The organism is Streptomyces coelicoflavus (assembly GCF_003112555.1).
In the GTDB taxonomy this organism is placed as follows: Bacteria; Actinomycetota; Actinomycetes; order Streptomycetales; family Streptomycetaceae; genus Streptomyces; species Streptomyces coelicoflavus.
Map to the genome: position 1 here is coordinate 850,130 of NZ_BEWB01000002.1, position 25,224 is coordinate 875,353.

32 protein-coding genes are annotated in these 25,224 nt (G+C 72.4%); 13 read left to right on the forward strand and 19 right to left on the reverse strand.

The genetic code is table 11. The features are described from left to right. Positions 1-5 precede the first annotated feature (5 nt). Complete coding sequence (locus tag Sco07f_RS03970) at positions 6-803, reverse strand: site-2 protease family protein (protein ID WP_087791214.1); 798 nt, start codon at positions 801-803, stop codon at positions 6-8. Between the two features lie 185 nt (positions 804-988). Here Sco07f_RS03970 and Sco07f_RS03975 point away from each other — a divergent pair, with 185 nt between their 5' ends. The 7 genes from Sco07f_RS03975 to Sco07f_RS04000 all read left to right on the forward strand — a co-directional run bounded on the left by Sco07f_RS03975 (position 989) and on the right by Sco07f_RS04000 (position 7,320). Continuing rightward, positions 989-4,510, forward strand: a complete 3,522-nt coding sequence (locus tag Sco07f_RS03975; RefSeq protein ID WP_244941979.1) for an AfsR/SARP family transcriptional regulator — start codon at positions 989-991, stop codon at positions 4,508-4,510. A gap of 289 nt (positions 4,511-4,799) precedes the next feature. After that, complete coding sequence (locus Sco07f_RS03980; RefSeq protein ID WP_108986948.1) at positions 4,800-5,159, forward strand: DUF6907 domain-containing protein; 360 nt, start codon at positions 4,800-4,802, stop codon at positions 5,157-5,159. Beyond that, positions 5,156-5,452 carry an HNH endonuclease gene (locus Sco07f_RS03985; protein ID WP_108986949.1) on the forward strand — a complete coding sequence of 99 codons (297 nt, stop codon included), beginning with the start codon at positions 5,156-5,158 and terminating at the stop codon, positions 5,450-5,452. Before Sco07f_RS03980 ends, Sco07f_RS03985 begins: the two co-directional genes overlap by 4 nt. Next, a complete protein-coding gene (locus Sco07f_RS03990) occupies positions 5,449-6,294 on the forward strand; it encodes a hypothetical protein (protein WP_108986950.1) in 846 nt (281 codons plus the stop codon). The genes Sco07f_RS03985 and Sco07f_RS03990 overlap by 4 nt, the downstream gene beginning before the upstream one ends. Next, complete coding sequence (locus tag Sco07f_RS39695; RefSeq protein WP_159106922.1) at positions 6,291-6,437, forward strand: hypothetical protein; 147 nt, start codon at positions 6,291-6,293, stop codon at positions 6,435-6,437. Before Sco07f_RS03990 ends, Sco07f_RS39695 begins: the two co-directional genes overlap by 4 nt. 8 nt (positions 6,438-6,445) lie before the next feature. Beyond that, positions 6,446-6,952 carry a hypothetical protein gene (locus Sco07f_RS03995; protein WP_108986951.1) on the forward strand — a complete coding sequence of 169 codons (507 nt, stop codon included), beginning with the start codon at positions 6,446-6,448 and terminating at the stop codon, positions 6,950-6,952. Then, a complete protein-coding gene (locus Sco07f_RS04000; RefSeq protein ID WP_108986952.1) occupies positions 6,952-7,320 on the forward strand; it encodes a hypothetical protein in 369 nt (122 codons plus the stop codon). The genes Sco07f_RS03995 and Sco07f_RS04000 overlap by 1 nt, the downstream gene beginning before the upstream one ends. 401 nt (positions 7,321-7,721) lie before the next feature. Here Sco07f_RS04000 and Sco07f_RS04010 read toward each other — a convergent pair whose 3' ends face one another. Beyond that, entirely contained in the window at positions 7,722-7,916 is a 195-nt protein-coding gene (locus Sco07f_RS04010; protein WP_108986954.1) for a hypothetical protein, read from the reverse strand. Between the two features lie 160 nt (positions 7,917-8,076). Between Sco07f_RS04010 and Sco07f_RS04015 the strand changes: the two genes are divergently transcribed. Then, positions 8,077-8,337 (forward strand): GntR family transcriptional regulator, encoded by a 261-nt coding sequence (locus tag Sco07f_RS04015; RefSeq protein ID WP_108986955.1) that lies wholly within the window; start codon positions 8,077-8,079, stop codon positions 8,335-8,337. A gap of 90 nt (positions 8,338-8,427) precedes the next feature. Here Sco07f_RS04015 and Sco07f_RS04020 read toward each other — a convergent pair whose 3' ends face one another. The 14 genes from Sco07f_RS04020 to Sco07f_RS04085 form a co-directional block, all read right to left on the reverse strand. Next, positions 8,428-8,793, reverse strand: a complete 366-nt coding sequence (locus Sco07f_RS04020; RefSeq protein WP_108986956.1) for a hypothetical protein — start codon at positions 8,791-8,793, stop codon at positions 8,428-8,430. Between the two features lie 3 nt (positions 8,794-8,796). Next, entirely contained in the window at positions 8,797-11,184 is a 2,388-nt protein-coding gene (locus Sco07f_RS04025; protein WP_108986957.1) for a phage tail tape measure protein, read from the reverse strand. A gap of 10 nt (positions 11,185-11,194) precedes the next feature. Beyond that, a complete protein-coding gene (locus Sco07f_RS04030; RefSeq protein WP_108986958.1) occupies positions 11,195-11,827 on the reverse strand; it encodes a hypothetical protein in 633 nt (210 codons plus the stop codon). After that, positions 11,824-12,096, reverse strand: coding sequence for a hypothetical protein (locus tag Sco07f_RS04035; RefSeq protein WP_108986959.1), 273 nt, complete (start codon positions 12,094-12,096; stop codon positions 11,824-11,826). The genes Sco07f_RS04030 and Sco07f_RS04035 overlap by 4 nt, the downstream gene beginning before the upstream one ends. Continuing rightward, positions 12,047-12,499, reverse strand: a complete 453-nt coding sequence (locus Sco07f_RS04040; protein WP_108986960.1) for a helix-turn-helix domain-containing protein — start codon at positions 12,497-12,499, stop codon at positions 12,047-12,049. Before Sco07f_RS04040 ends, Sco07f_RS04035 begins: the two co-directional genes overlap by 50 nt. Beyond that, positions 12,492-12,773: a hypothetical protein gene (locus tag Sco07f_RS04045; RefSeq protein ID WP_108986961.1), complete on the reverse strand. Its 282-nt coding sequence runs from the start codon at positions 12,771-12,773 to the stop codon at positions 12,492-12,494. The genes Sco07f_RS04040 and Sco07f_RS04045 overlap by 8 nt, the downstream gene beginning before the upstream one ends. Beyond that, a complete protein-coding gene (locus Sco07f_RS04050; protein WP_108986962.1) occupies positions 12,770-13,063 on the reverse strand; it encodes a hypothetical protein in 294 nt (97 codons plus the stop codon). Before Sco07f_RS04050 ends, Sco07f_RS04045 begins: the two co-directional genes overlap by 4 nt. Beyond that, complete coding sequence (locus Sco07f_RS04055; protein WP_108986963.1) at positions 13,060-13,413, reverse strand: helix-turn-helix domain-containing protein; 354 nt, start codon at positions 13,411-13,413, stop codon at positions 13,060-13,062. The genes Sco07f_RS04050 and Sco07f_RS04055 overlap by 4 nt, the downstream gene beginning before the upstream one ends. Positions 13,414-13,486: 73 nt before the next feature. Further along, positions 13,487-13,732 carry a hypothetical protein gene (locus Sco07f_RS04060; protein WP_108986964.1) on the reverse strand — a complete coding sequence of 82 codons (246 nt, stop codon included), beginning with the start codon at positions 13,730-13,732 and terminating at the stop codon, positions 13,487-13,489. A 196-nt stretch (positions 13,733-13,928) separates the two neighbouring features. Next, positions 13,929-15,005 carry an AAA family ATPase gene (locus tag Sco07f_RS04065; RefSeq protein ID WP_108986965.1) on the reverse strand — a complete coding sequence of 359 codons (1,077 nt, stop codon included), beginning with the start codon at positions 15,003-15,005 and terminating at the stop codon, positions 13,929-13,931. Beyond that, a complete protein-coding gene (locus Sco07f_RS04070) occupies positions 15,002-15,850 on the reverse strand; it encodes a hypothetical protein (RefSeq protein WP_108986966.1) in 849 nt (282 codons plus the stop codon). Before Sco07f_RS04070 ends, Sco07f_RS04065 begins: the two co-directional genes overlap by 4 nt. Beyond that, positions 15,847-16,131 (reverse strand): hypothetical protein, encoded by a 285-nt coding sequence (locus tag Sco07f_RS04075; RefSeq protein WP_108986967.1) that lies wholly within the window; start codon positions 16,129-16,131, stop codon positions 15,847-15,849. Before Sco07f_RS04075 ends, Sco07f_RS04070 begins: the two co-directional genes overlap by 4 nt. Further along, on the reverse strand, positions 16,131-16,532 hold the full coding sequence (locus Sco07f_RS04080) for a hypothetical protein (RefSeq protein WP_108986968.1): 402 nt from the start codon (positions 16,530-16,532) through the stop codon (positions 16,131-16,133). The genes Sco07f_RS04075 and Sco07f_RS04080 overlap by 1 nt, the downstream gene beginning before the upstream one ends. Positions 16,533-16,638: 106 nt before the next feature. Further along, on the reverse strand, positions 16,639-16,842 hold the full coding sequence (locus tag Sco07f_RS04085) for a helix-turn-helix transcriptional regulator (protein ID WP_108986969.1): 204 nt from the start codon (positions 16,840-16,842) through the stop codon (positions 16,639-16,641). Between the two features lie 112 nt (positions 16,843-16,954). On the opposite strand from Sco07f_RS04085, the gene Sco07f_RS04090 reads away from it, so the two are divergent. Together Sco07f_RS04090 and Sco07f_RS04095 are read left to right on the forward strand one after the other, a co-directional pair. Continuing rightward, positions 16,955-17,452, forward strand: a complete 498-nt coding sequence (locus tag Sco07f_RS04090; RefSeq protein ID WP_108986970.1) for a helix-turn-helix domain-containing protein — start codon at positions 16,955-16,957, stop codon at positions 17,450-17,452. Continuing rightward, entirely contained in the window at positions 17,421-18,554 is a 1,134-nt protein-coding gene (locus Sco07f_RS04095; protein ID WP_108986971.1) for a tyrosine-type recombinase/integrase, read from the forward strand. Before Sco07f_RS04090 ends, Sco07f_RS04095 begins: the two co-directional genes overlap by 32 nt. Positions 18,555-18,593: 39 nt before the next feature. Here Sco07f_RS04095 and Sco07f_RS04100 read toward each other — a convergent pair whose 3' ends face one another. The 3 genes from Sco07f_RS04100 to panB form a co-directional block, all read right to left on the reverse strand. Beyond that, entirely contained in the window at positions 18,594-19,421 is an 828-nt protein-coding gene (locus Sco07f_RS04100; protein ID WP_108986972.1) for an ABC transporter permease, read from the reverse strand. Then, positions 19,418-20,449, reverse strand: a complete 1,032-nt coding sequence (locus tag Sco07f_RS04105) for an ATP-binding cassette domain-containing protein (protein WP_167468007.1) — start codon at positions 20,447-20,449, stop codon at positions 19,418-19,420. The genes Sco07f_RS04100 and Sco07f_RS04105 overlap by 4 nt, the downstream gene beginning before the upstream one ends. A gap of 154 nt (positions 20,450-20,603) precedes the next feature. Beyond that, the gene (panB, locus tag Sco07f_RS04110) at positions 20,604-21,479 is read right to left on the reverse strand and encodes a 3-methyl-2-oxobutanoate hydroxymethyltransferase (RefSeq protein WP_054102088.1); all 876 of its coding nucleotides are present in this window, start codon (positions 21,477-21,479) and stop codon (positions 20,604-20,606) included. 298 nt (positions 21,480-21,777) lie between these two features. Here panB and Sco07f_RS04115 point away from each other — a divergent pair, with 298 nt between their 5' ends. From Sco07f_RS04115 to Sco07f_RS04125, 3 genes are all read left to right on the forward strand, one after another. Next, complete coding sequence (locus Sco07f_RS04115) at positions 21,778-22,830, forward strand: endonuclease/exonuclease/phosphatase family protein (protein ID WP_087791220.1); 1,053 nt, start codon at positions 21,778-21,780, stop codon at positions 22,828-22,830. A gap of 121 nt (positions 22,831-22,951) precedes the next feature. Continuing rightward, positions 22,952-24,178: an MFS transporter gene (locus Sco07f_RS04120; RefSeq protein ID WP_087791222.1), complete on the forward strand. Its 1,227-nt coding sequence runs from the start codon at positions 22,952-22,954 to the stop codon at positions 24,176-24,178. A gap of 73 nt (positions 24,179-24,251) precedes the next feature. Continuing rightward, complete coding sequence (locus tag Sco07f_RS04125; RefSeq protein ID WP_108987089.1) at positions 24,252-25,124, forward strand: alpha/beta fold hydrolase; 873 nt, start codon at positions 24,252-24,254, stop codon at positions 25,122-25,124. Positions 25,125-25,224 lie beyond the last annotated feature (100 nt).

The following is a 25,224-nucleotide window of genomic DNA, read 5'->3' on the forward strand; positions in this document are numbered from 1 at the left end:
CGGCCTCACCCGGCCGGCGTGCACAGCGGGTCGGTCTGCCAGAAGCGGTACAGCTCGAAGCCGCAGTACGTGTCGACGTCGCCGATCCCCAGGCTCCGCAGGAGCGCGTCGACCGCGTCGAAGAACACGCCGTTGAGCGCCGGGATCCACAGCAGCGCGAACACGATCAGCAGCCCGAACGGCGCGAGCGGCTCCACCTGCCGCCGCACGTTGTACGACAGCCAGGGCTCGATCACGCCGTAGCCGTCCAGGCCCGGCACCGGCAGGAAGTTCAGGATCGCGGCCGTGACCTGGAGCAGCGCGAGGAACGCCAGCGCAAGCCGGAAGTCGCGCGGCACGCCGTCCAGCGCGTCCAGCCAGAACGGCGCCGTGCACACGACGGCGAACAGTACGTTCGTCAGCGGGCCCGCCGCCGAGATCAGACTGTGCCGCCAGCGTCCCCGGATCCGCCCGCGCTCGATGAAGACGGCGCCGCCGGGCAGGCCGATCCCGCCCATGATCACGAAGAGGACGGGGAGGACGATGCTGAGCAGGGCGTGCGTGTACTTCACCGGGTTCAGCGTGAGGTAGCCCTTCGCGCCGACCGAGATGTCGCCGCTGTGCAGCGCGGTGCGGGCGTGCGCGTACTCGTGCAGGCACAGCGAGACGACCCACGCCGCCGTCACGAACAGGAACACGGCGAGCCCCGGCTGCTCGGCGAACCCGGTCCAGGTGGCCCAGCCCGTGACCGCCGCGACGGCGACGATCCCGAGGAAGACGGGACTGATCCGCCGGTCACTGGGGCGGGCGGTGGCGGCGGACATGGAACTCCCTGACTGTCGGGCACGCGTGGCGGGCACCTGCGGGACGCGGGACTGCCCGACGGTACCGGGCGCACGGGGGAAACGTCTCGCGGGCGGCGGTCGTTCCGGAGCCGGACCGGCGGGCGGCCACGCCGTGCGGTCAAAACCCCGTGACCGGCTCCGACGGCAGCGGGGACAATGGGTCCGTGCGCTATCGCATCCTCGGCACCACACAGGTACTCCGTCCCGACGGCACGGCCGTCCCGCTCGGCGGGGCGCGGCTGCGCGCCCTGCTGACCGTGCTCGCCCTCCGGGCCGGCCGTGCCGTTCCGGCGGGGCTGCTGGTGGAGGAGGTGTGGGACGGGGACCCGCCCGCCGACGCGACGGGCGCCCTTCAGGCGCTGGTCGGGCGGCTGCGCCGGGCGCTGGGCGCGGAGGCGGTCGCCTCGGCCGACGGCGGCTACCGGCTCACCGCCACCCCGGACGACGTCGACCTGCACCGCTTCGACCGGCTCTCCGGCGAGGGCGCCCGCGCCCTCGCCGACGGCGACCCCGCCAAGGCGGCCGTCGTGCTGGACGACGCCCTCGCGCTGTGGCACGGCCCCGTCCTCGCCGACCTGCCCGACCGCACCGCGGAGGCGGCCCGCTGGGAGACCCGGCACCTCGACGTCCTGCGCGCCCGCCACACCGCCGCCCTGGACCTGGGACAGGCCGAGCACTCCCTGCCCGAGCTGACCGCCCTGTGCGACGGCCACCCCCTGGACGAGCCCCTCCAGGCCCTGCGCCTGCGCGCCCTGCGCGACACCGGCCGCACCGCGGAGGCCCTGGCCGCCTACGAGGCCGTACGCCACCTCCTCGCCGACCGTCTCGGCACGGACCCCGGCCCGGAGCTGCGGACCCTCCACACGGAACTGCTCAGCCCGACCGCCCCGGCCGCCACGACCACGCCACCGGCCCCGGCGTCGGCCTCGACGCCGGGGCCGGTGTCCGGCGGCGGTCCGGGCACGGCGTCCGGGGCGGCCTCCGGCCCGGGTCCGGTGCCCGGTTCGACACCGCGTCCGGCAGGGGCGCCCGACCCGGCCCCGGGACGCGCCGCAGCGCCCGCCCCGGGAAGCGACCCCGCCACCGGGACGTCACACGGGCCCCACACCACGCCCGCCCCCGGCACGACGTCCGTCCCGGAGGGAGTCCGCCCCCGGGGCAACCTCCGCGCCCGGCTCACCTCCTTCGTCGGCCGGGACGGGGACGTGGAGGCGTTGCGCGCCGACCTGGCGGGCACCCGGCTCGTCACCCTGCTCGGGCCCGGCGGGGCAGGCAAGACGCGGCTGTCGCAGGAGGCCGCCGACGGGGCCGGGGACACGGCGCCCGACGGCGTGTGGCTGGCCGAGCTGGCGCCCGTCGACGACCCCGCCGACGTACCGGAGGCCGTCCTGACCGCCGTCGGCGCCCGCGAGACCGTGCTCTACCGCGCCGGCGCCGAGGAGATGCGGGCCGTCACCGCCTCCGAGGGGCAGGACACCGCCGTCGAGCGGCTCGTCGAGCACTGCGGCCGGCGCCGCATGCTGATCGTCCTCGACAACTGCGAGCACGTCGTCGACGCCGCCGCCCGCCTCACCGAGGAACTCCTCGCCCGCTGCCCCCACCTCACCGTCCTCGCCACCAGCCGCGAACCCCTCGGCGTACCGGGGGAGTCGCTGCGCCCGGTGGAACCGCTGCCCGAGCCCGCCGCGCTGCGGCTGCTCGCCGACCGGGGCGCCGCCGCCCGCCCCGGCTTCCGCGTCGACGCCGACGAGGAGACCGCCGCCGCCTGCGCCGAGATCTGCCGCCGCCTCGACGGACTGCCGCTCGCCATCGAACTGGCCGCCGCCCGGCTCCGCATGCTCACCCCGCGCCAGATCGCCGACCGCCTCGACGACCGCTTCCGCCTGCTCACCTCCGGCAGCCGCACCGTCCTGCCCCGCCAGCAGACGCTGCGCGCGGTCGTCGACTGGTCCTGGGACCTGCTCGACGCCGACGAACGCGACGTGCTGGGGCGGCTGTCCGTCTTCGCGGGCGGCTGCGACCTCGCCGCCGCCGAGGCCGTGTGCGGGCCCGCCGCGCTGGACGCCCTCGGCTCCCTCGTCGACAAGTCCCTCGTCGTGGCCGCGCCCGTGACCGACCGCGGCAACGGCGACGGCATGCGCTACCGCCTCCTGGAGACCGTCGCCGAATACGCCGGTGAGCGCCTCGACGAGTCCGGCGCCCGCCCCGCCGCCGCCCGCGCCCACCTCACGTACTACCGCGAACTCGCCCGCACCACCGACCCGTTGCTCCGCGGCCCGCAGCAGCTCGCCGCCATCGAGCGGCTGGAGCGCGAGTACGAGAACCTGCGCACCGCCCTGCGGCACGCCGTCGCCGAGCGGGACGAGCAGGAGGCGCTGTGCCTGGCGCTGTCGCTGGTCTGGTACTGGCAGATGCGCGACCTGCGGGTGGAGGCCCGGAACTGGTTCGTCGAGGTGATGGCACTCGGCCCGGACCCCTTCGCCGAACCGGGCACCCCCGCCCGGCCGGTGTGGGAGCGGTGCACGTCCGCCCCGCCCCCGATGACCGGCGAGGTCCTCGCCGAGGCCCGGCGCGGGGTGCACCTGGCCCATCTGGCCTGCATGGACACGGAGCTGGACGCCTGGCAGAACCCGGCGGCCCAGCGCAAGCTGCGCATCATCGCGGACACCTACGAGCCGGGGATGCCGCAGACCTGTTCCAGCCCCGGCCTGCTCTGGTTCTACTCCGTGATGCTCACCGGTGACATGGACCGGCTGCGCGAGATCATGGACGCCACCCTGCGCACCTGCCGCGAGACCCCCGGCTACGAGTGGGAGCTGGCCGGCGGCCTGCAGATGCGCGCCCAGATGCTCGCCAACCGCACCGACTGGGCGGGCGACGCGGTCCGAGACGCCGATGAGTCGCTGGAGATCTACGGCCGGCTCGGCGACGCCTGGGGCATGGCCGAGGCCCTCTCCGGACGCGCCGAGGCCCGTGAACGCGTCGGCGAGTACCGGCTCGCCGCCGACGACTACCGGGCCGCCGCCGAGCACGCCGAGCGGCTCGGTGCCCACGCCCAGGTGGACGTCCTGGACGCCCGCCTCGGCAGCGTGCTCCTCGAGGCGGGCGACACGGAGCGGGGCGAGCGGGTACTGCGCGGGGTGATCGACCGCACGGCCGGGACGGGCCACAACGGCGCGATGCCCGCCGCCCGGCTGTTCCTCGCCGGGCACCTGGGCATGACCGGGCGTGCGGCCGACGCGGGCGAGCAGTTGCGGCTGCTGCGCGAGGAGTTCTCCATCGCGCACTTCGTCGTCTTCGACGCCTTCATCCTCGCCGCCGAGGCGTGGCTCGCCACACTGGAGGACCGGCACGAGGAGTGCCTGACCGGGATCCGCAAGTCGTTGGTGCGGGCCGAGGACCCGCTGTCCGCGGCCATCGCCCCGCACATGCGCTCCGCGTACCTGACCATCGCCGCGATGGCCCTGGCCCGCCTGGACGGCGGCGCCCGGGCCGCGGACGGCGCCCGGTGCCTCGGCGCCGCCGACGCGATGCTCCCGCCCGGGCACGTCGCGACGGGCATGGAGCGGGACGCGCGCGGGCGGGCCGTCGAACGCGTCCGCGGGGTCCTCGGCACCGAGGCGTACGACGCCGCGTACGCCGAGGGCGGCCGGCTCTCCCCGCAGGAGGCCGTCGCCCTCGTCTGACGCCTGCCGCACGGGCGCGGATCAGGTCTTCGTACGGAACTTGCGGCACGGTCGTCTGACCTGCGCCTTTACCGACTACACCCCTTGTGACCTGCGGTTTTCCGTACGGTCGAATCCGGTTGCGTCCGGTCGCTTCCGAGTGTGCTGCGGACTGTCCGCGGACTCCCCGGCCCGTGGTCCTCCTGGTCCCCTCGTCTGCCCCGTGCAGACAGAGCGGCGCCGCCCGGTGATCTCACCCACCGAACGGCGCCTGAGTCCGACACCTGACCAGACCAGGAGCAGACCTGCCGTGAACCGTACCGTCACCCTGCCCACCGCCGACCACGGGGCGGTGACCCTCCCCGAACCCTCGTGGTGCGCCGGCCACCCCCGCCACGATGCCCGCCACCACCGCGTCGAGATCCTCCACACCAGCCCGGCCGTCGTCCTGGAGTTCCGAGGACTCACCCTCAGCACCGCCTGCCTCGCCCAGGCCCCGTTCGCCGGGAAGAAGGCCGGGAACCACGTCCACGGCTCGGACGACCTCTACGAGCGGGAGCTGGACGCCCGCGGCCTGTACGCCTACGCGGCCGCCCTGGAGGAGTACGCCCACGGCGTGCGCGCCCTCGCGGACCAGCTGCTCGTCATCCTCGCCGGGGAGGACCAGTGAGCAAGCGCCGCCCCTCCCGCCTCAGCGGCCACCGCGGCCGCCGCCTCCGGGCCATCATCGGCCGCCGCGACGGCGTCCGCTGCTTCCACTGCGGCGTGCCCTTCGCGTCCACCGACGAGGCGACCCTGGACCACTTCGTGCCCCGCTCCGTCTGGTGCTACGACCGCATGGCGAACTTCGTCCTGGCCTGCGACCCGTGCAACCAGGCGAAGGCAGACGTGCTGCCGCTCGGCCTGCTGCTGGTCCTTCAGCCGTGGCTCACGGGACGCACTCAAGAAGGTAGGGCGGCGTGAAGCGCGACCCCTTGTTGTGGGCCGCGCTCGCCGCGGTCCTCGTCGTCCTCGCCTCCGCCGAGTACGAACTGGCGGCGGCCGTCGGCTTCGGCCAGTACGTCGCCGCCGGCCTCCCGGCGTCCCTCGACATCTACGCCCTGGCCGCGCTCCGGGCCCGTCGGGACGTGTTCGCGGTCGTCCTGGTCCTCGTCGCCGTGAACGCGGCGAGCCATCTGGTGGCGGTCGGGATGCTGCCCGTCTCGGTGGCTCTGGTGGTGGCCGTGTCGGCGCTGCCTCCGGTGATTTTGTGGCGCGTGCACCGGCTCTCGGAGCGGCAGGCGGAACCGGCCCCGGCCGTGGCGGAACCGATCGAGGCGTCGGCGGAACTGAGGCCGGAACCGAGTTCCGCCCCGGCGGAACCGATCACCATCGAGCGGGCAACTGTTGCCCAGACGGCAACGGTTGAGCCGGTCGACGCCGCACCGGTCGGGCCCGTCCTCGGCCCATGGACGCCCGTGGCGGAACTCGCGGGCGGAACCGGCGGAACCGAGGGCGGAACCGGCCCTGACGTGCCGCTCTCCGACTGGTTCGCCAGCCTCCCCAACGGCTTCCAGCCCGCAGCGGAGCCAGCCCCGGAACCGACGCCGGAACCGGTTTCGCTCACGGTTCCGCCCGCCGGAACCGGCGCCGCCGACATCGTGTCCGAGGACACCGCGAACACCACCTTCGGCAAGCGCGTCGCCACCGTCCGCGGCTGGCTCCAGGCCGAACCGGAACTCAGCGGAACCGAAGTCGGAACCCGACTCGACGTCTCCGCCTCGTACGGCCGGCGCCTGCTGCGGACCGCCCGGGAGGACACGTGATCCTCGCCGTCCTGTACGCGCTCGCCGCGCTCTCCGCCCTCCTCGTGCTGGCCGCGGTCGCCCCGCGCGCCGTCCCGCCGGTCACCGGCACCTGCGCCCTCGTACTCACCTTCGCCGCGCTCGCCGTGGCCGTCCTCCGATAGGACCCTCCATGCAGATCGTCACCTTCGGCGGCGTGACCGTCGGTCTCCTCGTCCTCGCCTGGCACCTCACCGACTGGTGGCCCGGCCTCAAGTCCCTTCGCAGCAAGCCCGCCCACCACGCCGCGGCCCTCCTGCCGTTCCTGCTCTCCTGGACGTACGGCGTCCTCGCAGTCCTCGGCGTCGGCGGCCTCATCGGCTGGGCAGCCGACACCGCCCTGTGGATCTCCTCGTGGCTGGGGGACGTCGCCCTCGTCTGGGGCGTCGGCGGGCAGGCCGGCCAGACCGCGGGCGCCGCCCAGTACCTGCCGCTGACGCAGGCCGGCGGCGGCATCGTCCTCATCCTCACCGCCGTGATGGTCGTGCTGGCCCGGAAGAACCGGTACGGGACGGACCTGAAGCGGGGCGTCTGGTGCGGGATCTGCCTCGGTACGAGCGCGGGCGTGGCCGGGTTCGCTGCGGCGCCGATCGCGGTCGCCGTGAACTGGCTCGGCGACGGCCTGTACGGGGCCCTGTGATGGGCCGCGGCAAGCAGACCGAGGAGCCGGAGGAGCGGAGCGTGCTCGCCGGTGCGCTGGTCCTGGTCGTCCTCGGCGGGACCGTCCTCGCGGTCGTCTTCGCCGTCTCCGACGCGGCCGGCATCCTCGCCACGGTCGCGGCCGCCACGGTCGCCACGTGGTGGACCGTGTCCCGCCCGGTGTCCGATATGCCCGCCACTCCCCCACCGGGGGAGGACCGCCCCTCTTGCAGCGAATGCGCTGGTCACGAACTCATCGGCGTGACCCCTTCTCAGACTCAGAAGGGGATGTTGATCTACACCAGCGCGGAGCCCGGCGACCTCACCCACACCCACGTCCACATCGTCGAGGGGGTGACCGAGCGATGATCCGTCGTCTCCTGGCACGCGTGCACGAGTACTGCCCGACGTGCGGATGGTGGACCGAGAACTGCGGCCACCCGAAGTGACCCCGCTTGTGCACCTTGTTGCATAAGCTGTAGGCGCCCGCCCACGGCAACGGCCCCCGAGTTGGTTCGCTCTCGGGGGCCGTTCCGCGTCCCGGTCCGGCTACGACGGGGGCACGTCGCCGGACCGGAGTCTCGTCGGCCCGCAGCCCGACAGGGGCGGGCAGCAGTACACCTCCACCGACAGATCATGGGCGCCCGAGCGGCCGGACGCTCGGCCGGCCGACACCCCGCCCGTCACCGCGAGCGACGTCCCGCAGTGCACGCAGGCCCATCCGGAGTAGACGTTGCGGGGCAGGGTGGCCGCGTCGGGAAGGGCCCCGCTCACTGCTGGTCCTCGTAGGGGGTGAGCTTGAAGATGCGGATGCAGTGCACGCAGGCGTAATGGATCTTCCCGCCGCTGCCCGCCTCGCTGAGCTGGATACGCCGCACGCTGTCGACGATCCGCTGATGCCACGAGCAGTAGCCCGCGGTCGTAGGGGTGCCCTTGGGGACCTGGTCCTGCGTAACCTCGTCCATGTCGACTCCACCCGTCGGCCACGCCCCCGAGCCCTGCCAGGCTGCGGGGGCTTCTGTTGTCCAGGTCACACACCGTACGCCGACTTAGTACGTCTTGGCACGTCCTCAGACGGCCTAGGCAGATCTATGTCCGCCCTGGTGGTGCTCATACGGTCGCAGCATGATCGAGCTGGACCGGGACGCCATGACGCCGATGTACGTGCAGCTGGCCAACGTGCTGCGCGACCGCATCCACGCGGGTGAAATCCCGGTAGGCCGGCGCCTGCCCTCCCAAGCTGAGCTGGAGGCGGAAACGGGCGGCATCGTCTCCCGGCGCACGATCAAGAGCGCGCTCGAGGTACTCGCCGATGAGGGCCTGGTGCAGGGCGTGCAGGGGAAGGGCGTGTTCGTCATCGCGCTCCCCGCGGGCGGCCAGTCGTAGGGGCTGGTGGGCGAGGGTCCGCCCCACGCGGGCGCGGGCACGACTGAGGGGCGCGACCGCGTAGGCCACGCCCCTCGCCCCCTGCCGCACTCACGCCCGGCGGGTGATCCCCACCCCCAGCCGCTCACCCAGCTTCACCAGCTGCTCCGGGTCCCCCGGGCACACGGCCGCGTGCCGCACCTCCCACACCCCGGACACCGTCACCCCAGCCTTCACCCGACAGTGCGGGCAGCGGGCCGTCGTGGCGGCCCTACGGTGCGCCGTGAGCGCCTGCCGCAACTCCACCGGAGCATCGTCCGGGATGACCGGTACGACGACCGTGGCGGGCCCGCACTGCCACACCTCGTGCTCACCGTCCGGTGTTGTGCGCAGCAGCTGCGGCACGGCGGCCTGTACGAGGGCGACGATCTGCGCCGAGTCGGCACGGTGCTTCCGCGGCTTCGTCTTCCGGCTCACGCCCTACCTCCCCAGCACGAATTGCACGTCGCCGCCGCTGACGCCGACACGCTGGCGGATGAGCTTGATGATCGCGTCGCCGAGTTCGCTGCCGCCGTCGAGCCGGACGACTCGGGGCGCCTGCGCCCCGCGGCCGCCCTGCCCGCCGCCGACGGCCCCCATGCTCGCCGACATGGTCGCCGACGGTGTAGGCGTGTCCACCAGGCCCGACATCGTCCGGTCGACGACGCCGGCGTTGTCCGTGATGCCCTTCGCGATACCCGCGGGGATCCACCGGCCGATGTCCTTCGCCATGACCTTCGACGGCGAACTGATGCCGAGGGCCTTCGCGATCGGGCCCGGCACCAGATCCTTCGCCCAGCCGATCAGCGTGGAACGCAGCCAGGAACCCATGGACTTGATCCCATTCCACAAGCCGCGGACCACGTCGACGCCCTTGCTGTACAGCAGCGAGCCCAGGTTGCCGATCGCTCCGGTGATCCGGCCTGGGATGCCCCGCACCCAGCTGATGAAACCGACGACCTTCTGCGCCGTCGCCGTACTGAACCGCTGCCAGTGCCGGGCCGCCGTCGAGGCCAGCATCGACCCGAGCGCGGCCAGCGCACCGACCGTCTTACCGGGCAGCTCCTTCACCGAGGAGACCAGGCTGTTCCAGGTGCGGGAGATCGGCCCGGACACGTACTTCGACCACAGGCCGCCGAACCAGTCGCTGATCGCCTCGCCCCACTCGGGCAGCTTCACCTGCGCGGCCTGGATCAGCTTCGCGACGAACCCGCCGATGATCAGGCCCACGGTCGCGGCGACACCGGCGATCAGCAGCTCCGGCAGGAACGCCAGCGCCAGCAGGAACGCAGCAGCGAACGCCGCGACCTTGAAGAACGCCGTCGGGTTGGCCATGGCCCACTCGGCGGCCCGCGACCCGGCCATCGCCAGCCCTTCGGCGATCTTCGGTCCGATCGTCGCGATCTTCGAGGCGATCGCGTCACCGAGCATCGGCACAAAGGCGGACAGCTTCGCCGCGAGCGACGCGCCGTCCATACCCGCGGTGGCCGTGTCCCAGATCCCGCCGAGCTTCTTCCCGAACGAGGCCAGGCCCGGGATCACGGTGCCGCCGAGGAAGTCGACGACGCCCTGTTGCAGGCCGCGCTGGAACTGCTTGACGCGGGTGCCGGCGTTGTCCCGCAGCGCATTGCCCGCCTCATCGAGGGTGCCCTTGAAGTCACCCAGCCGCTCGTTCGCCTGCGACGGATCGATGGACAGCAGCGCCTTCGACAGGTCCTCAGACTGCGTGCCCAGCAGCTCCTGAGACAGCCGGTAGCGCTCGCTCGGGTCCTTGACCGCACGGAGCCGATCCGTGATCAGGTCGAGCATCGCCGCAGCCTCCGGACCGCCCTTGCCGAACGCGGCAGCAGCCTCGTTCGCGTCGATCTTCAGCTTCTGCAAGCCCTCGGCGCCGGACAGGTCCTGAACACGAATGTTCAGCTCCTTCAGCGCGTCCGCGACCTTGTCGCTGTCCTTCGACGCGCCGTCGAATCCCTGCTGCATGATGCCGAGAGCCTGCGACCCCGTGAGCCCAAGATCCCGGAACTGTGTCGGGTACTCGTTCAGGGTCTCCAGCATGTCGTCGGCACGCTTGTCGTTGATCTGGAACGCCTTGCCGATCAGGTCCAGGCCCTCGTTGGCGTCCCTGACCATGCCGGTGCGGATCATCTGTCCGACGGCGGTCGTGGCGTCGCCGAGGTCTACCTCGAAGGTCTTCGACAGGTCGGTGACCTTCCGGCTGATGCTCTCGATCTGCGCGTTCGTGGCGTCCGGCGGGATGAGTCCGGACTGCATCGCGTGCCGGATGGCCTGCGTGCCCTCCTCGAAGGTGTCGGTGACCGCCGAGGTGTACAGGCGTCCGGCGATCTCGCCGTACCGCTTGGCCTCGGCGGGGGTGGCGCCGAGCTGCGCCCGGAGCTTGCCGACGGCCTGGCCCTGGTCCATGGCCTCGCCGAACGCCTGCATCAGCAGAGCCCCGGCAGCGGCACCGACCCCGGCCGCGGCGAGCTTCAGGCCGCCTTTGAGCTTGTCTCCGATGGTCTGGCTGGCCTGCTCTGCGCCTTCCCCGCCGGAGTCGGCGAGGCCGTCCCCGAGGGCGTCTCCGGCGTCGTCTCCGGCCTGGCGGGCGGCGGTGGTGAACCGGCCGCGCAGGTCCCGCAGTCGGCCGTCAGCGCCTGCGACGATGCCGTCGCCGAGCTGCTGCCCGGCCTGCTGCCCGGCCCGATCGGCGTCGTCGGCCATCGTCTGTCCGGAGGCCCGCAGCAGGCCCTCGGCACGGTTCAGACCCGACGTCATGCCCCGCGGGTCGGCGGTGATGGTGGCGACCAGCTCACCGACGTTCAACGTCATGCCGGCCGCCCTACCGTCCGCCCGCAGCCCGCGGCGGGTGCAGCATCCCCGAGTTGCCGAGCGCACGGGTCACCGACTCCCCACCGGGGATGTCGAACGTGGTCTTGCCGAAGTCGCTGCCAGCCCGCTGGAGCAGGTAGCGCACCAGCGGACCGACGAGGCTGTCGGCCGTCTGGTGCTGCTGCCCGTCGATGACGACGTACGGGGCCCGGCCGTGCGTGGCGTCGGACACCTGGAGGCGCTCGCAGTCGCCGTGCGGCCGCAGCCGCTGGTGGGCCTGCCGGATCGCGGTGTTGCGGTCCAGGCAGGCGGTGATCAGGTCCCGTACCGCGGCGTCGGCGGCGGCGTACTTGGCGGTGATCTCGGTGAAGGAGTGCGCGTCGAGGTCGGCGGCGGCGTCACCGATGGCCTGCTGCCTCTTGGCTGCGGCCTGCTCGGTGCGCAGCTGCTCGGCGCGCTTGCGGGCGCCCTCGAGCTGGAGGCCGGCGACGTGCCGTTGGGTGCGGGCGCGTTCGATGTCGGCGGGGTCGATGACCTCACCGGCGATCACGCGGGTTTCGAGGTCGGCGAGTGCCGTGTCCGCGTCGGTGACGGCCTGGACGGCGGTCTGCTCGATCTCGTCGGGGGTCTGCTGCTCGCTCATGCTGCGTCGCCTCCGATCGGGTGGAGGCGGGAGGCGCGGCGGACGGTGAGTGCGGCTTCCACCTTCTCCGAGTCGGCGCGGTTCTTCGCGCGCCGCTCCTGCCGCTTGAGGTCGTCGGCGTGCCGGCGCATGTCCGCGGCCTGCTGCCTGATGTCGAACGCGTCGTCCTGGTCGGCGGCGTCGGCCTGCTGCTTGAGTTCGGCGGCCTTGGCGTACGCCTCAGCGCTCGTCTGCGGCTCGTTCTGCCGATGCTGGTCCTGGCTTCCCACCCGTGTTCTCCTCGCGCCCGTAGCGGTAGCTGTCCAGGGCGGAGGAGTCGATGAGCCAACCGCCCGCGGTACGCCGGGCGGGGAGACGGCCAGCGAGGCAGAGGCGGCGGATGTAGCTCGGGTGGCACCCGATCAGGTCCGCGGCCTCTGCCACGCTGAACACGTTCCTCACTCCGGACTCGTCCACGGTGACGGGTGCGGCGGGTGGGGTAGCGGGTTCGCTACTGCGGCGGCCCTGGGCTGCGTTGTGCAGCTCCCGCAGGAGTCGGTCGGTCAGGGCGGTGGGCTTGCCCCCGGTGCGCAGGGAGAGGGCGATCAGGCCCAGGGTCAGGACCTGTTCGAGTTGCCCGGCTGCTGAGCGGGGGACGGCGAGGAGGAGCGTCTCCTCGTCGGTGTCAGCCATCGGTCGGCCCTTCCCGTCGGGCGAGCCGCTCCAGCAGCTCCCGGCGGACGACGGCGGCGACGTCGGCCCGCGCCGTCGCTTCGTCCAGCCCGGCGCGGCCGGCCATGGCGCCGACGGTGAACGCGCCGATGCCGCAGACCACGGTGACCAGGTCGGGCCAGGGCAGGGTTTCGAGGAGTTCGGACACGTCGTCGTGGCGGTCCTCGGCGGCGGCGGCGAGGACGGCCCAGCAGCGGTCGGTGAGTTCGTCGGGGGACAGCAGTTCCTCGGTCACTCCCTCACCCCCGCGACGACGCGGCGGGCGGCACCAATGGCGGTCTGCGTGATCAGGTCCGCGCCTTCCCCGGGGTCGGCGGTGGCGAGCCGCTCGATGACGGGCCCGGTGGGCCGGTCTTCGCCGTCGCCGTACAGCCACTTGAGGGCCTGGCTCATGGCCGTGAGGACGTCCTGACTGGGCAGGGTGAAGGTTCGGCCGGCCTCGGTGTGGAACGTGATGTCGTGGACGGTGAGCACGGTCTCGGCGCGGTCCAGGCGGGCGGCCAGACGACCGAGGGCGCGGCTCACTGACGCTCTCCAAGGCGGGCCTCGATCTCGGCCATGCGCTCCTCGAACTCCACGCTGGCACGCAGCGGCAGGAGGGTGTCGAAGATGACGCGGGCGGCCTGGATCTGGTTACGGGTGTCCGGGTCGTCCAGGGCCCGGAAGAGGGTTTCCGCGGCTCGGATCGCGCCGGTGGCGAGCATGCCGGCCGCGTTCTGGAGGAGCTGCTTGCGGGTGTCGCGGACCTCGGCGCCGAAGTCGGGGTCGTGGACCCAGCGTTGCACGGTGCGGGTGGTGACCCCGGCGGCCTCGGCGGCCTGGGCGGTGGTGAGGCCCTGTGCGAGGGCGGTGACGGCTGCGGGGCGTCCGTTCATCGGGGTGCCTTTCGGGGGGTGTGGTTACGCGCGCGTGTGAGAGCGACAGGGTGCGCCGCGGTGCGACGCGGGGTCAGTCGTTGGCGGGGTCGTGGTTGGGCCGGTAGACGGCCTCCCAATTGCTGCTCCTGAACGACCGGTTGGGGACGAGGCTGGGGGGCAGTCCGGGACCGTTCGCGATGTAGGGCAGCAGGATGTGGCCGAGCGTGCCGTCCGGGTCGGTGGAGGTGCTGGGCATCCAGCCGACGATCGGTTCGAGGGCGGGGTCGTCGTCGGTCTTGAGGTACCAGCCGGGTGCGGCGGGGATGAGGTCGGTCATGTGGACTTCCGTTTCTGGTGGGGGGTCACGCTCCCCTCCTTCTAAGAGGAGGGGGGAGCGTGAGACCCCTGGTGCGTGTGGGTGCGTGTGGTGGTGCGTGAGGCTGTGATCTGCGGTTTTCGGTTTGGCGTGAGGGTGCGTGAGGGGTGCGTGACCCCCTCGCCCGGTGAGGGGTGCGTGAGGGGGTCCGTGAGGGTCATGACGCCTGCTGTGACGGGACGTACGCCCGCCCGGGAAACCAACGGGTTGGATCTCCGGGGGCCGCGGCGTCGACCTTTGTCAGCAGGCCCTGGTCGACGAGCTTGGTGAGCTTGCGACGTGCCTTTTCCCGGTCCGAGGAGCTGGGCTTCTTGGTCTCGAAGAGGGCTGCGGCGGCATCTACGGCGGTGAGGCCGTGGACACCCTTGATACGGGCCATGTCGAGGAGGTCGACGGTGTGCCGGACGGTCGTGAGGCCGCTGGCGTGGTCGTGCAGGAGCTGGAAGGGCCCGACCTCGTTCATGGGCTGCTTGAGGTGGCGGAAGGACACGATGGGGTCGCCTGCCTCGCCCCACAGCATGACCACGGATCCTGATCCGGCGGTGATCCATACCGATCCGTAGACGTCCTCGAGCTTGTTGGGCTCGCCGCCGTTCGTGCCGGCCTTCTTGGTGTGGTGGTTCTCCAGCACCTGGACGCCCTCGGCGAGGGCCTTCTGTCGGGCCCGGTTGTATCCGGCGCCGACCTCGTCGTTGGAGATGCCGATCGCGCCGTCCTTGATGGAGTCGATCAGGACCGTGTCTGCCTTCGCGCGCTCGCACATCGCGGCGAGGACTTCCGGCCGCTTGGCGAGGTCGTACGGCGGCGGGCCCTCCCAGACGACCAGGTGCTCGTTCAGGAAGGCCTCGTCGTCGTTGCCGTAGATCCGGCGCCCGGCTCGGCGAGCCTGCGCGGGCCGGTCCATCATGAGCATCAGGACGCGCTTGCTGCCCTGCTGCACGGGGAGGCCCAAGACGGTGTCCTGGAGCCCGAGGCGGGCCCGGATGATCTGGTGGGCGATCGTGGTCTTCCCGACGCCCTGGGGCCCCGCGAGGATCAGCGATTCGCCCTCTGCCCACAGCACGTCGCCGCCCTCTCCCCAGACCGCGGGGGGCGTCTCCTGCGCCTGGAGGAAGAACGTGCCGCCCGGGGTGAACGACTTCGGGAGGAGGTCCTCCTCCGGGGCGTTCTCGGCGGCGGTGTGGGCGTCGGACTCGGCCTTGACGTTCTCGGCCCACTCGGGGTTCTGGTTCACGCCGTCACCTCCGGGTCCTGCGGGTGCGGGACCGGGGCCCAGACGTTGAGGAAGTCGGCGTCCTTGTGGCCGGCGGCGAAGTGGTCGGCGGCGTCCTTGCCGGTGCGGGCCTGGACGACGTACACCGAGCGGGCCAGGCCGCGGAGGCTGTCGACGACGGCGATCGCGTGCTCCCGGCCCTTGTCGTCCCGGTCGGCAACGATGGTCACGTCCGCGCCTTCGAAGTACGCGGAGTGCTCACCAGTCCATTTCCCGGCGCCGCCCGCGTTGCAGGTGGCTTCGAGGCCGTGGTCGACGAGGGCGTGGACGTCCTTCTCGCCCTCGGCGATCCAGATCACGCGGTCGTTCTCCTTTGCGGCCAGCAGCTCGGGCAGCCTGTAGGGGACCAGGGGCACGAGGCGCTTGCCGTCAGGGCCGTTGAGGGACCAGCGGCGCCCCGACCGGGTGGTGGTGTCCGGGCGCCACTGCGCGAAGTCCTTGTGGTCGCAGCGGGTGACGCCGTGGACGACGGCACCGTTGGCGTCGCGGTACACGTACTGAGCGACCCGCTTGTGGCCGTGCCGGGTGCAGGGCAGCCAGACGTCGTCTGCGGGCCGCTCGCGCTCGGGCAGGGGTTCGTCGTACAGGTCGGACTCGGTCCAGCCGAGCGCGGCGAGGAACTCGCTGTTCCCGTCGCACTTGTGGCAGTGGATGACGAGGGAGCCGTTGTTCCCGGGCCGGAAGGCCACGGTGTCCGGGGCGTCGCCGTCGTGGCAGATACCGCGGGTGCGCATGGCCCCGCCCCGGTACAGGGTCGGCTCGCCCTTGTCCCTGAGGAGGTCGGCGAGCCGGTTGAAGGCGTTCACTTACGGGTCTCCCGCTTGCTCTTGGCGACCTCATCCGCGGTGCGGGTGACGTCGGCGACCCAGCGGCGCGCGCAGGCGAGGACGGCGCGGAGGCTGGGCTGTTCCTGGAGGCTTGCTCGGATCGACTGCATGACGAGGACGCGGCGGGCCCGCTCGCGCATCAGGGCGGCGTAGGTGGGGCCGATCTCGTCGGTGCTGGGGGTCGGCCACTGGCCGGGAACGCGGGGGCGCCCCGGCGCCGTGGTGGCGTCGGGGCTCCCCTGCGTTGTGCGGGCGGTCATCAGGCGCGGTCTCCGTCGGCGAAGACGCGGGCGCCGAACTCGAGCGTGGCGTCGAGCATCCGGCGGATCTCGTCGACCTTCGCGACCAGCTCGGCCATGTTGTTGGCCTCCCAGTTCCGCAGGTAGACCACGGGCGCGGGGTTGGAGCCGGAGCAGGCGGCGAACCCGGCCTCGATGAGGCGGTCGTCTCCGTCCTTGACCTCCAGGCCGGGCACGCTGTGGGCGAAGTGGTCGAAGTGGCCCGGGGTGGTGTCCTCGCAGTCCCGGAAGTGGCAGGCGCCGGCCTGCGGCTCGTCCTGCTCGGCGCGGGCGGCGGTGGCCTCGGCGGCCCGGACGACGAAGGGCAGGTGCCCGTTCGTGACGCGGTCGAGGGGCGCGATGTGGGTGCTGTGTGCCATCATCGGTACATCCGTTTCTGTTGGAGCCCCGGTCGCTGGCGAGCGAATGAGCCGGGGCTTCGGCGTGTGTGGAGCGGTGGGAGGTCGTCTGATCCGCGCTGGAACGCGGTCAGGCGGCCTCCATCTGCTTCTGCTGCTTCTGGGCGGCGACGTAGGCGTCGATGTCGTCCCAGTCCCAGCGGAGGTACTTGCCGACGCGGAACGCGAGCCGGCCGACTCCGACCTGCCGGTACACCTGGTCCTTGACCGTGTTCGGCGAGAGGTCGAAGTACTCGGCGACCTGCGCCCTTGTGGCGAGCGGACGACGGTTCACGAGCACTCCTTGTGTTCTGAACGCACACTCTACGGGTTGAAGACACCCGTTGTGCTGGGTACGACTGTAGACGGACATTGCCGATCGTGTCCACAGCTGGTAGAAAGTGCTTATGGAACACACGGAGAAGGGGGCGGTCGGCCCGATCGACACGATCAGGGCGCGGACCAAACAACTACGCGGCCACCGCGGGTGGACTGCCGCCGAGCTCGGGGCGCGCCTGAAGCCGTACGGGTTGCGCTGGGATCGCTCGATCGTCGCCAACTTCGAGGCAGGCCGGCGGCGAACCGTCAGCGTGAACGAACTGCTGGCCCTGGCGCTCGTCTTCGACGTGGCGCCCGTCAACCTCCTGGTCCCGGTAAACGACGCGCCCTATCAGGTGGCCGCCAATCGGGTCGAGGACGCTGACACCGTCCGGGCTTGGGTGCGTGGCCAGAAGCCGTTGCCCGGGGTCGACGAACGGACGTTCTTCGGTGAGGTATCGATCGCCGACATGCGCGTCAGTCGCCAGAACGGTCGGGGCGTCACAGGAGCAGTGATCGGCGGCATCGAGCACGTCCGGGGCGAGGGGGACGACCATGGCCAGCATCGCGAAGCGCCCGAACGGTAAGTGGCGCGCCCGCTACCGGGACGACGCGGGCAAGGAGCACTCCCGCCACTTCGAGCGGAAGATCGACGCACAGCGCTGGCTCGACGAGGTCAGCGCCTCACAGCTCACCGGCCAGTACGTCGACCCGCGCGCCGGCCGCGTCACCTTCCGCACGTACGGCGAGCAGTGGCGGCAGGCCAAGCCGCACCGGCCGACGACCGCGGCCGGCGTGGAGAAGGCCCTGCGCGTCCACGCCTACCCGGCGATCGGCGACCGGCCCCTCGCCCGGATCCGCCGCAGCGACGTGCAGGCCCTCGTGACCGGCCTCAGCAAGCCGCGCGAGGGCTTCAAGCCGCTGAGCCCTTCCACGATCCGCACCGTCTACAACAGCATCCGCGCGGTCTTCGCGGCGGCCGTGGAGGACCGGCTCATCGCCACCTCACCGTGCGCTGGCGTCGGCCTGCCCGAGGTGCCCCGGCGCCGGGTGCAGCCGCTCACGGTCGACCAGGTGCGCGCCCTAGCCGACGAGATGCCCGACCGGTACCGGGCCCTGATCCTCACGGGCGCCGGTACGGGCCTGCGGCCGGGGGAGCTGCTCGGCCTGGAGGTGCGGCACGTCGACTTCTTCAAGCGGCAGCTGCGCGTCGAGCAGCAGGTGCAGCAGACCAAGGGCGGCGAGGTGCGAGTGTGTCCGCCGAAGACCAAGGAGTCGTACCGCGTTGTCCCGCTGCCCGACACCGTGGTGCACGCCCTGGTCGCGCACCTCCAGGCGTTCCCCGCCGAGCCGGACGACTTCCTCTTCCGCGGCCCGGACGACGGCCCGGTCGTCTACACGCGGTTCATGGACGGAGCCTTCCGGCCGGCGCGGAAGCGGCTGGAGCTCGCGGCGACGGGACTGCACGCGCTGCGGCACACGTACGCCTCGCTGCTGATCGCGGCGGGCGAGTCGGTGAAGGTGGTGTCGGAGCGGCTGGGGCACGCGAACGCGGCGATGACGTTGAACGTGTACAGCCACCTGTTCCCGGACTCCGAGGACCGGACCCGGAAGGCCATCGACGGGGCGTTCGCGGAGGGGGGTGACGGGGCTCGTGCGGACTCTGAGCGGACAGCAGAAACCCGCTGAGCGCGTCGTCGCTGCTCAGCGGGTGTGCGAGAGGCCGGATCAGGTCTTCGTACGGAACTTGTGGATGGCGACCGGCGCCATCACCGCCGTGATCGCCACCGACCAGCCGAGCGTGATCCACAGGTCGTGGGCGACGGGGCCGCCCACCATCAGCCCGCGCGCGGCGTCGGCGAGCGTGGACAGCGGGTTGTAGTCGGTGAAGGACTGCAACCAGCCCGGCATCGACTGCGTCGGCGCGAAGATCGACGAGCCGAACTGGAGCGGGAACAGCACCATGAAGCCCATCGCCTGCACGGACTGCGCGTTCTTCAGGACGACGCCCAGGGTGAGGAACACCCACATGATCGACGATGCGAACACGGCGGACAAACCCACGGCCGCGAACAGCCCGGCCCAGTGGTCGATGTCGAAGCCGACCAGGACGGCGACGATCATCAGCACCGTGGTGGCGAAGAGCATCCGCGCCATCTCGACCGCGATCTTCGCGAAGAGCACGGAGCCCCGCCCGATCGGCAGCGACCGGAAGCGGTCCATCACACCGGAGTTGAAGTCCTGGCTGAACCCGGTGCCGACGCCCTGGGAGAGCGTCATGCTCATCATCGCGATCATGCCGGGGATCACGTACTGCACATAGCCGTCCTGTCCGCCGCCCAGGGCCTGGCCGATCGACCCGCCGAAGACGTACACGAACAGCAGGGTGAAGACGATCGGCATGAGCAGCGCGTCGAACATCGACTCCGGGTCCTGCCGGATCCACAGCAGGTTGCGGCGGACCAGGGCGCCGGTGTGCCGGACATGCGCGCGCAGCGAGATCCGCGCGTCGGGCGTGAGAGCGGTGGCGGGGGCGGTGGTGGTGGCGGCGCTCATACGGCGACCTCCTCGCGGGCGTCGTCGGTGGCGGGAGCGGGGTCCTGCGGGGCACTGGCACGGTGGCCGGTGAGGGACAGGAAGACCTCGTCCAGGCTGGGCAGTTCGGTGGTGACGGCGGAGACGGTGATGCCGCGCGCGGTGACCGCGCCCACGACGGCCGTCAGCTGCTCGTCGCTGAGGATCGGCACCAGGACGGCACCGCGCTCGGTGTCCACCGTGGTGCTGGCGAGCCCGGTGATGCCGAGTTCGTCCAGGTAGGCGGCGAGCGGGCGCAGCTGGAGCGGGTCGGCCGGGCGGACCCGCAGGGTGCGGCCGCCGACCTTGGCCTTCAGCTCCTCGATGCCGCCGTTCGCGATGACCTTGCCGCGGTCCACGACGGTCAGCTCGGAGGCGAGCTGCTCGGCCTCCTCCATGTACTGGGTGGTGAGCAGCACGGTGACGCCGTCGCCGACCATGCGCTTGACCTCGTCCCACACCTCGTTGCGGGTGCGCGGGTCCAGACCGGTGGTGGGCTCGTCCAGGAACAGCACGGCCGGGTGCCCGATCATGGAGGCGGCCAGGTCCAGCCGGCGCCGCATGCCGCCGGAGTAGGTGGACGCGGGCCGCTTGGCCGCCTCGGTGAGCGAGAACCGCTCCAGCAGCTCGTCGGCGCGGGTGCGCGCGTCCCGGCGGGACAGGTCGAGCAGCCGGCCGATCATGTAGAGGTTCTCCCAGCCGGGGAGCTTCTCGTCCACGGAGGCGTACTGCCCGGTCAGCCCGATGACGCGGCGCAGCTGCCGGGGCTGCCGTACGACGTCGTAGCCGGCGACGTGCGCCCGGCCGGAGTCGGGGGTGATGAGGGTGGACAGGATGCGTACGAGGGTGGTCTTGCCGGCGCCGTTCGGCCCGAGCACGCCCATCACGGTGCCCTCGCGGACGTCCAGGTCGACGCCGTCCAGCGCCTTGGTCTCGCCGTAGTGCTTGGCCAGCCCCCGAACGGTGACCGCGCTGCCCGCGGCCGGAGGGGTGTCGTCGATTCGCTTCATGCACCGGACGATGGCAGGGCGCACCGACAAAGCACCGACATCCCACCGACAGGCGCCGCACGCCACCGACATCCCGCCGACAGCCGCCCGGGAACCACTCGGCCCCGCCGACGGGGGATGATCGGCGGGGCCGGTGTCGTACCGCGATGGTCTGTCAGTGGACGGAGTGCTCGTCCTCGGGGAAGGTGCCGCCGACGACGTCCTCGGCGTACGCCTTCGCCGCGTCGCCCATGACCTTGCGCAGGTCGGCGTACTGCTTGACGAACTTCGGCATCCGGCCGCCGGTCAGCCCGAGCATGTCGGTCCACACCAGCACCTGGGCGTCCGTGTCCGGGCCCGCGCCGATCCCGACCGTCGGGATGTGCAGCGTCCGGGTCACCTCGGCGGCCAGCTCGGCCGGCACCAGCTCCAGGACGACCGCGAAGGCGCCCGCGTCCTGCACCGCCTTGGCGTCCCGCAGCAGCTGCTGGGCCGCCTCCTCGCCGCGGCCCTGGACCCGGTAGCCCATGGAGTTGACGGACTGCGGGGTGAGGCCGATGTGCGCCATCACGGGGATGCCGGACTCGACGAGCAGCCGGATCTGCTCGTGCGAGCGCTCGCCGCCCTCCAGCTTGACCGCCCCGACCCCGGCCTCCTTGACCAGCCGGGTCGCCGAGCGCAGCGCCTGCACCGGGCCCTCCTGGTAGGAGCCGAAGGGCAGGTCGCCCACGATCAGGGCGCGGCTCGTGCCCCGGACGACCGCGGCCGAGAGCATCGTCATCTCGTCCAGCGTGACGGGCACGGTGGTCTCGTAGCCGAGGTGGCAGTTGCCGGCGGAGTCGCCGACGAGCATCACGGGGATGCCGGACTCGTCGAAGACGGAGGCGGTCATCGCGTCGTACGCGGTGAGCATGGGCCACTTCTCGCCGCGCTCCTTGGCGGCGGTGATGTCCCGGACGGTGATACGGCGGTTGATCTTGCCCCCGTACAGCGCCCTGTTCCCCTCGGCGGGCTTGCGCTGCGGCGTCTGGGCAGCCGAAAGCTGCGTCATGGCAACGGCTCCTTCATGTCATCTCGAGGCGCCCTGACGGCGTCCCCGGATCCCTTCCATGGTGGCACTTGTGGCGGGCCGACGGCTAGTGGGGCCGCCGTCACGCGTCATGGGGTGAAATGTGCCCGTTCTGTCACAGAGCGGTCCGTCCCGGACCCCGGGCGGAACTCCCCGGGGAAGCCCGCACGTCCTCGTGCCCGTACGGCCGTCCAGGGGCGGCAGGATCGGAACCGATCATCCCCTATGGTGCTGAGTCACAGGGGGCGACGGTGTGCACGGCAGGCAGTGAGGCAACGGTATGGCGCAGCAGGCGTACATGACGGAGACGGACAGCGGCGGCTCGGAGCCCGAGCGCCGGCAGAACCGGATTCGGCGCCTGCTCGGCCGGGCGGTCAGCGGCTGGCGCGGCGACCGGCGGATCTGGCGCCGGGGCCTGGTCACCGCCGCCGTCGCGGTCCTCCTGTCCGGCGTCATGGCGGCCCACTCGCACATCCCGAACGCCATCGGCAACCTCGGCAGCCTCACGGAGACCTTCCTGCCGTGGTTCGGTCTGCTGATCCCCGTCCTGCTGGCGATCGCCCTGGTCCGCAAGTCGGCGACGGCGCTGATCGCGCTGGTGCTGCCGGTGAGCGTGTGGCTCAACCTCTTCGGCGGCCTGCTCTTCGACAAGACCGGCTCCGGCGGCGACCTCACGGTGGCCACGCACAACGTCAACGCCGACAACGCCGACCCGGCGGGCACCGCCCGCGCGGTGGCCGCCGCCGGTGCGGACGTGATGGCCCTGGAGGAACTGAAGGCGTCCGCCGTACCGACGTACGAGAAGGCGCTGGAGGCGAAGTACCCGCACCACGCGGTGGTCGGCACCGTCGGGCTGTGGAGCAAGTACCCGATCAGCGGCGTGAAGCCGGTCGACATCGAGCTGGGCTGGAAGCGCGCGATGCGCGCCACCGTCGCCACCCCGTCCGGGCCGATCGCCGTCTACGTCGCCCACCTGCCCTCCGTACGGGTGAAGCTGGAGGCCGGTTTCACGGCGCGGCAGCGGGACAAGAGCGCCGACGCCCTCGGCGAGGCCATCGCCGACGAGAAGCTGCCCCGCAAGATCCTGCTCGGCGACCTCAACGGCACCATGAACGACCGCTCGCTCACCGCGATCACCTCGCAGCTGCGCTCCCCGCAGGGCGCGGTGGGCAACGGCTTCGGCTTCAGCTGGCCGGCGTCCTTCCCGATGGCCCGCATCGACCAGATCCTGGTCACCGGCGTGGAACCCATGACGAGCTGGACCCTCCCGGCGACCGGCAGCGACCACCTCCCGATCGCCGCGCGTGTGAAGGTCGACACAACGGCTTCCTAGAATTCGTCTGCGGAATACCCGCCCTGAGAGTCTTTGTTCCGTACGGGAACATACAGTCGTCCCCGCCCGGCCCTCCCGGCCTCCCGTACGCAACCCCGCTCTCGAAAGGCGAGACCCCCTCATGCCCCTGGCCCTGCTCGCCCTCGCCGTGGGCGCCTTCGGCATCGGTACCACCGAGTTCGTGATGATGGGCCTGCTGCCCGACGTCGCGGACGACCTGGGCATCTCCATCCCCACCGCCGGCCACCTGGTCTCCGCCTACGCGCTGGGCGTCGTCATCGGCGCCCCGCTGCTCGCGGCGGCCACGACCCGGATGTCCCGCCGCGCCGTCCTGATCGCCCTGATGGCGCTGTTCGTGGTGGGCAACGCCCTGTCGGCCGTCGCCCCCGGCGAGATCTCCCTCCTGGCCGCCCGCTTCGTCAGCGGCCTGCCGCACGGCGCCTTCTTCGGCGTCGGCGCGGTCGTCGCCACCGGCATGGTCGCGCCGGAACGCAAGGCCCGCTCCGTCTCCCTGATGTTCCTGGGCCTCACCGTCGCCAACATCGTCGGCGTCCCGGCCGCCACCGCCATGGGCCAGCAGCTCGGCTGGCGGGCCACCTTCCTCGGCGTGAGCGCGATCGGGGTGGCGGCGATAGCGGCGCTGGCCGTGCTGATCCCGCGCGACAGCGCCCCCGCCCCCACGACCGGCCTGCGCGGCGAACTGGCCGCCCTGCGCTCCCTGCCCGTCTGGCTGGCGCTGGGCACGACGGTCGCCGGCTTCGGTGCGCTCTTCGCCGCGTACAGCTACATCACGCCGATGCTGACCGACGCCGCCGGCTTCGCCGAGACCAGCGTGACGCTGCTCCTTGCCCTGTTCGGCGTCGGCGCCACCGCGGGCAACCTGCTGGGCGGCCGCCTGGCCGACCACTCCCTGCGCGGCACGTTGTTCGGCGGCCTCGCCTCCCTGGTCGTGGTCCTCGCCCTGTTCCCCCTCCTGATGCGCACGCCGGTCACGGCCGCGGTGTCGGTGGCCCTGCTCGGCATGGCCGCCTTCGTCACCGGGTCCCCGCTCCAGCTGATGGTGATGGAGAAGGCCGCGGCCGCCCCTTCCCTCGCCTCCTCCGCCAACCAGGCCGCCTTCAACCTCGCCAACGCCGGCGGCGCCTGGATCGGCGGCCTCGCCCTGGCCGCCGGGTTCGGCGTCACGTCCCCGGCGACGGCGGGCGCGGCGCTGGCCGTCCTCGGCCTCGCGGTCGCGGGTACGGCGTGGGCGGTGGACCGGCGCCACGCCGCCACCGCCCCGGTTCCCGGCCGCGAGCGCGTGGTCGCGGGGCACGTGCCGGAGCCGGTGGAGGCGGTACGGCGGTGACGGGCACCCGCCCGGCGCGCGTCGGCGGAAAGTTCAGTGCGGCGCGGCCCGCCCCCGCAGCATGATGGGGGCCATGATCGTCCACACCACCACCCCCGCCCGCCTCGGTGAGACGCGGCTGCCGGACGGACGCCTGCTCGGCTGGGCCGAGTGGGGCCCGCAGGAAGGCACGCCGGTTCTGCTGTGCCCCGGCGCGGCCACCAGCCGAAGCCTCGGCTTCGGCCCCGGCGCCGTGGCCACCCTCGGCGTCCGCCTCGTCTCCGTCGACCGGCCCGGCCTGGGCGCGTCCACGCCCGCCCCCGGCCGGACCTTCGCCGACTTCGCCGCCGACGTGCGGGAGTTGTGCGCACGGCGCGGCTTCGACCGCCCCGCCGTGGTCGGCAACTCGCAGGGCGCTCCGTTCGCCCTCGCCTGCGCGGAGGCGGGCCTCGCCTCCGCGCTGGCCCTGGTGTCGGCCGCCGACGAGGTGGCGGCCCCCGAGTTCGCCGCCGTACTGCCCGCCAAACTGCGGGCGTTGACCGAACGCGCGGTGCACGACCCTTCGGGCGCCGAGGAGTTCTTCGCCGGCTTCGACGCCGAGAGCATGTGGGACATGGTCATGGACGGCAGCCCGGACTGCGATCTCGCCGTGTACCGGGACCCCGGCTTCTCCGCCGCCTACCGCCGCGCCCTCGACGAGGGATTCGCCCGGGGCGCGGCGGCCGGCTACGCCCGCGACACGGTTCTGGCCGTGGGGCAGTGGCCCTTCGCCCTCGGCTCCCTCGCCCTGCCCGTCGACATCTGGTACGGCGAGCACGACACCGCCCACTCGCCCGACAACGGCGCCCTGCTCGCCTCCCGCATCCCCGGCGCCCGCCGCCGCGTCGTCCCCGGCATCGGCGGGGCCCTGCTGTGGACGCACGCCGAGGAGATCCTGACATCACTGACGCACGGCGCGGCCCGCTGACGCCGACGGGAACGGTGCCGCACGCCCGAGTGACGGAGCGGCCGTATCCCGTCACGCAGCGTCGCCGCTCCGCCTGACGCGACGCCCATCGCGACAGGAC

Coding starts and splice junctions, on each gene's coding strand:
- Sco07f_RS04090 (WP_108986970.1), top strand. CDS start 16,955: ATGGAACACACGGAGAAGGGGGCGGTCGGCCCGATCGACACGATCAGG.
- Sco07f_RS04075 (WP_108986967.1), bottom strand. CDS start 16,131: ATGACCGCCCGCACAACGCAGGGGAGCCCCGACGCCACCACGGCGCCG.
- Sco07f_RS03995 (WP_108986951.1), top strand. CDS start 6,446: ATGCAGATCGTCACCTTCGGCGGCGTGACCGTCGGTCTCCTCGTCCTC.
- Sco07f_RS04125 (WP_108987089.1), top strand. CDS start 24,252: ATGATCGTCCACACCACCACCCCCGCCCGCCTCGGTGAGACGCGGCTG.
- Sco07f_RS04025 (WP_108986957.1), bottom strand. CDS start 11,184: ATGACGTTGAACGTCGGTGAGCTGGTCGCCACCATCACCGCCGACCCG.
- Sco07f_RS04100 (WP_108986972.1), bottom strand. CDS start 19,421: ATGAGCGCCGCCACCACCACCGCCCCCGCCACCGCTCTCACGCCCGAC.
- Sco07f_RS04115 (WP_087791220.1), top strand. CDS start 21,778: ATGGCGCAGCAGGCGTACATGACGGAGACGGACAGCGGCGGCTCGGAG.
- Sco07f_RS04015 (WP_108986955.1), top strand. CDS start 8,077: ATGATCGAGCTGGACCGGGACGCCATGACGCCGATGTACGTGCAGCTG.
- Sco07f_RS04105 (WP_167468007.1), bottom strand. CDS start 20,449: ATGAAGCGAATCGACGACACCCCTCCGGCCGCGGGCAGCGCGGTCACC.
- Sco07f_RS04095 (WP_108986971.1), top strand. CDS start 17,421: ATGGCCAGCATCGCGAAGCGCCCGAACGGTAAGTGGCGCGCCCGCTAC.
- Sco07f_RS04055 (WP_108986963.1), bottom strand. CDS start 13,413: ATGAACGGACGCCCCGCAGCCGTCACCGCCCTCGCACAGGGCCTCACC.
- Sco07f_RS03970 (WP_087791214.1), bottom strand. CDS start 803: ATGTCCGCCGCCACCGCCCGCCCCAGTGACCGGCGGATCAGTCCCGTC.
- Sco07f_RS04000 (WP_108986952.1), top strand. CDS start 6,952: ATGGGCCGCGGCAAGCAGACCGAGGAGCCGGAGGAGCGGAGCGTGCTC.
- Sco07f_RS04030 (WP_108986958.1), bottom strand. CDS start 11,827: ATGAGCGAGCAGCAGACCCCCGACGAGATCGAGCAGACCGCCGTCCAG.
- Sco07f_RS04060 (WP_108986964.1), bottom strand. CDS start 13,732: ATGACCGACCTCATCCCCGCCGCACCCGGCTGGTACCTCAAGACCGAC.
- Sco07f_RS04040 (WP_108986960.1), bottom strand. CDS start 12,499: ATGGCTGACACCGACGAGGAGACGCTCCTCCTCGCCGTCCCCCGCTCA.
- Sco07f_RS04010 (WP_108986954.1), bottom strand. CDS start 7,916: ATGGACGAGGTTACGCAGGACCAGGTCCCCAAGGGCACCCCTACGACC.
- Sco07f_RS04080 (WP_108986968.1), bottom strand. CDS start 16,532: ATGATGGCACACAGCACCCACATCGCGCCCCTCGACCGCGTCACGAAC.
- Sco07f_RS04120 (WP_087791222.1), top strand. CDS start 22,952: ATGCCCCTGGCCCTGCTCGCCCTCGCCGTGGGCGCCTTCGGCATCGGT.
- panB (WP_054102088.1), bottom strand. CDS start 21,479: ATGACGCAGCTTTCGGCTGCCCAGACGCCGCAGCGCAAGCCCGCCGAG.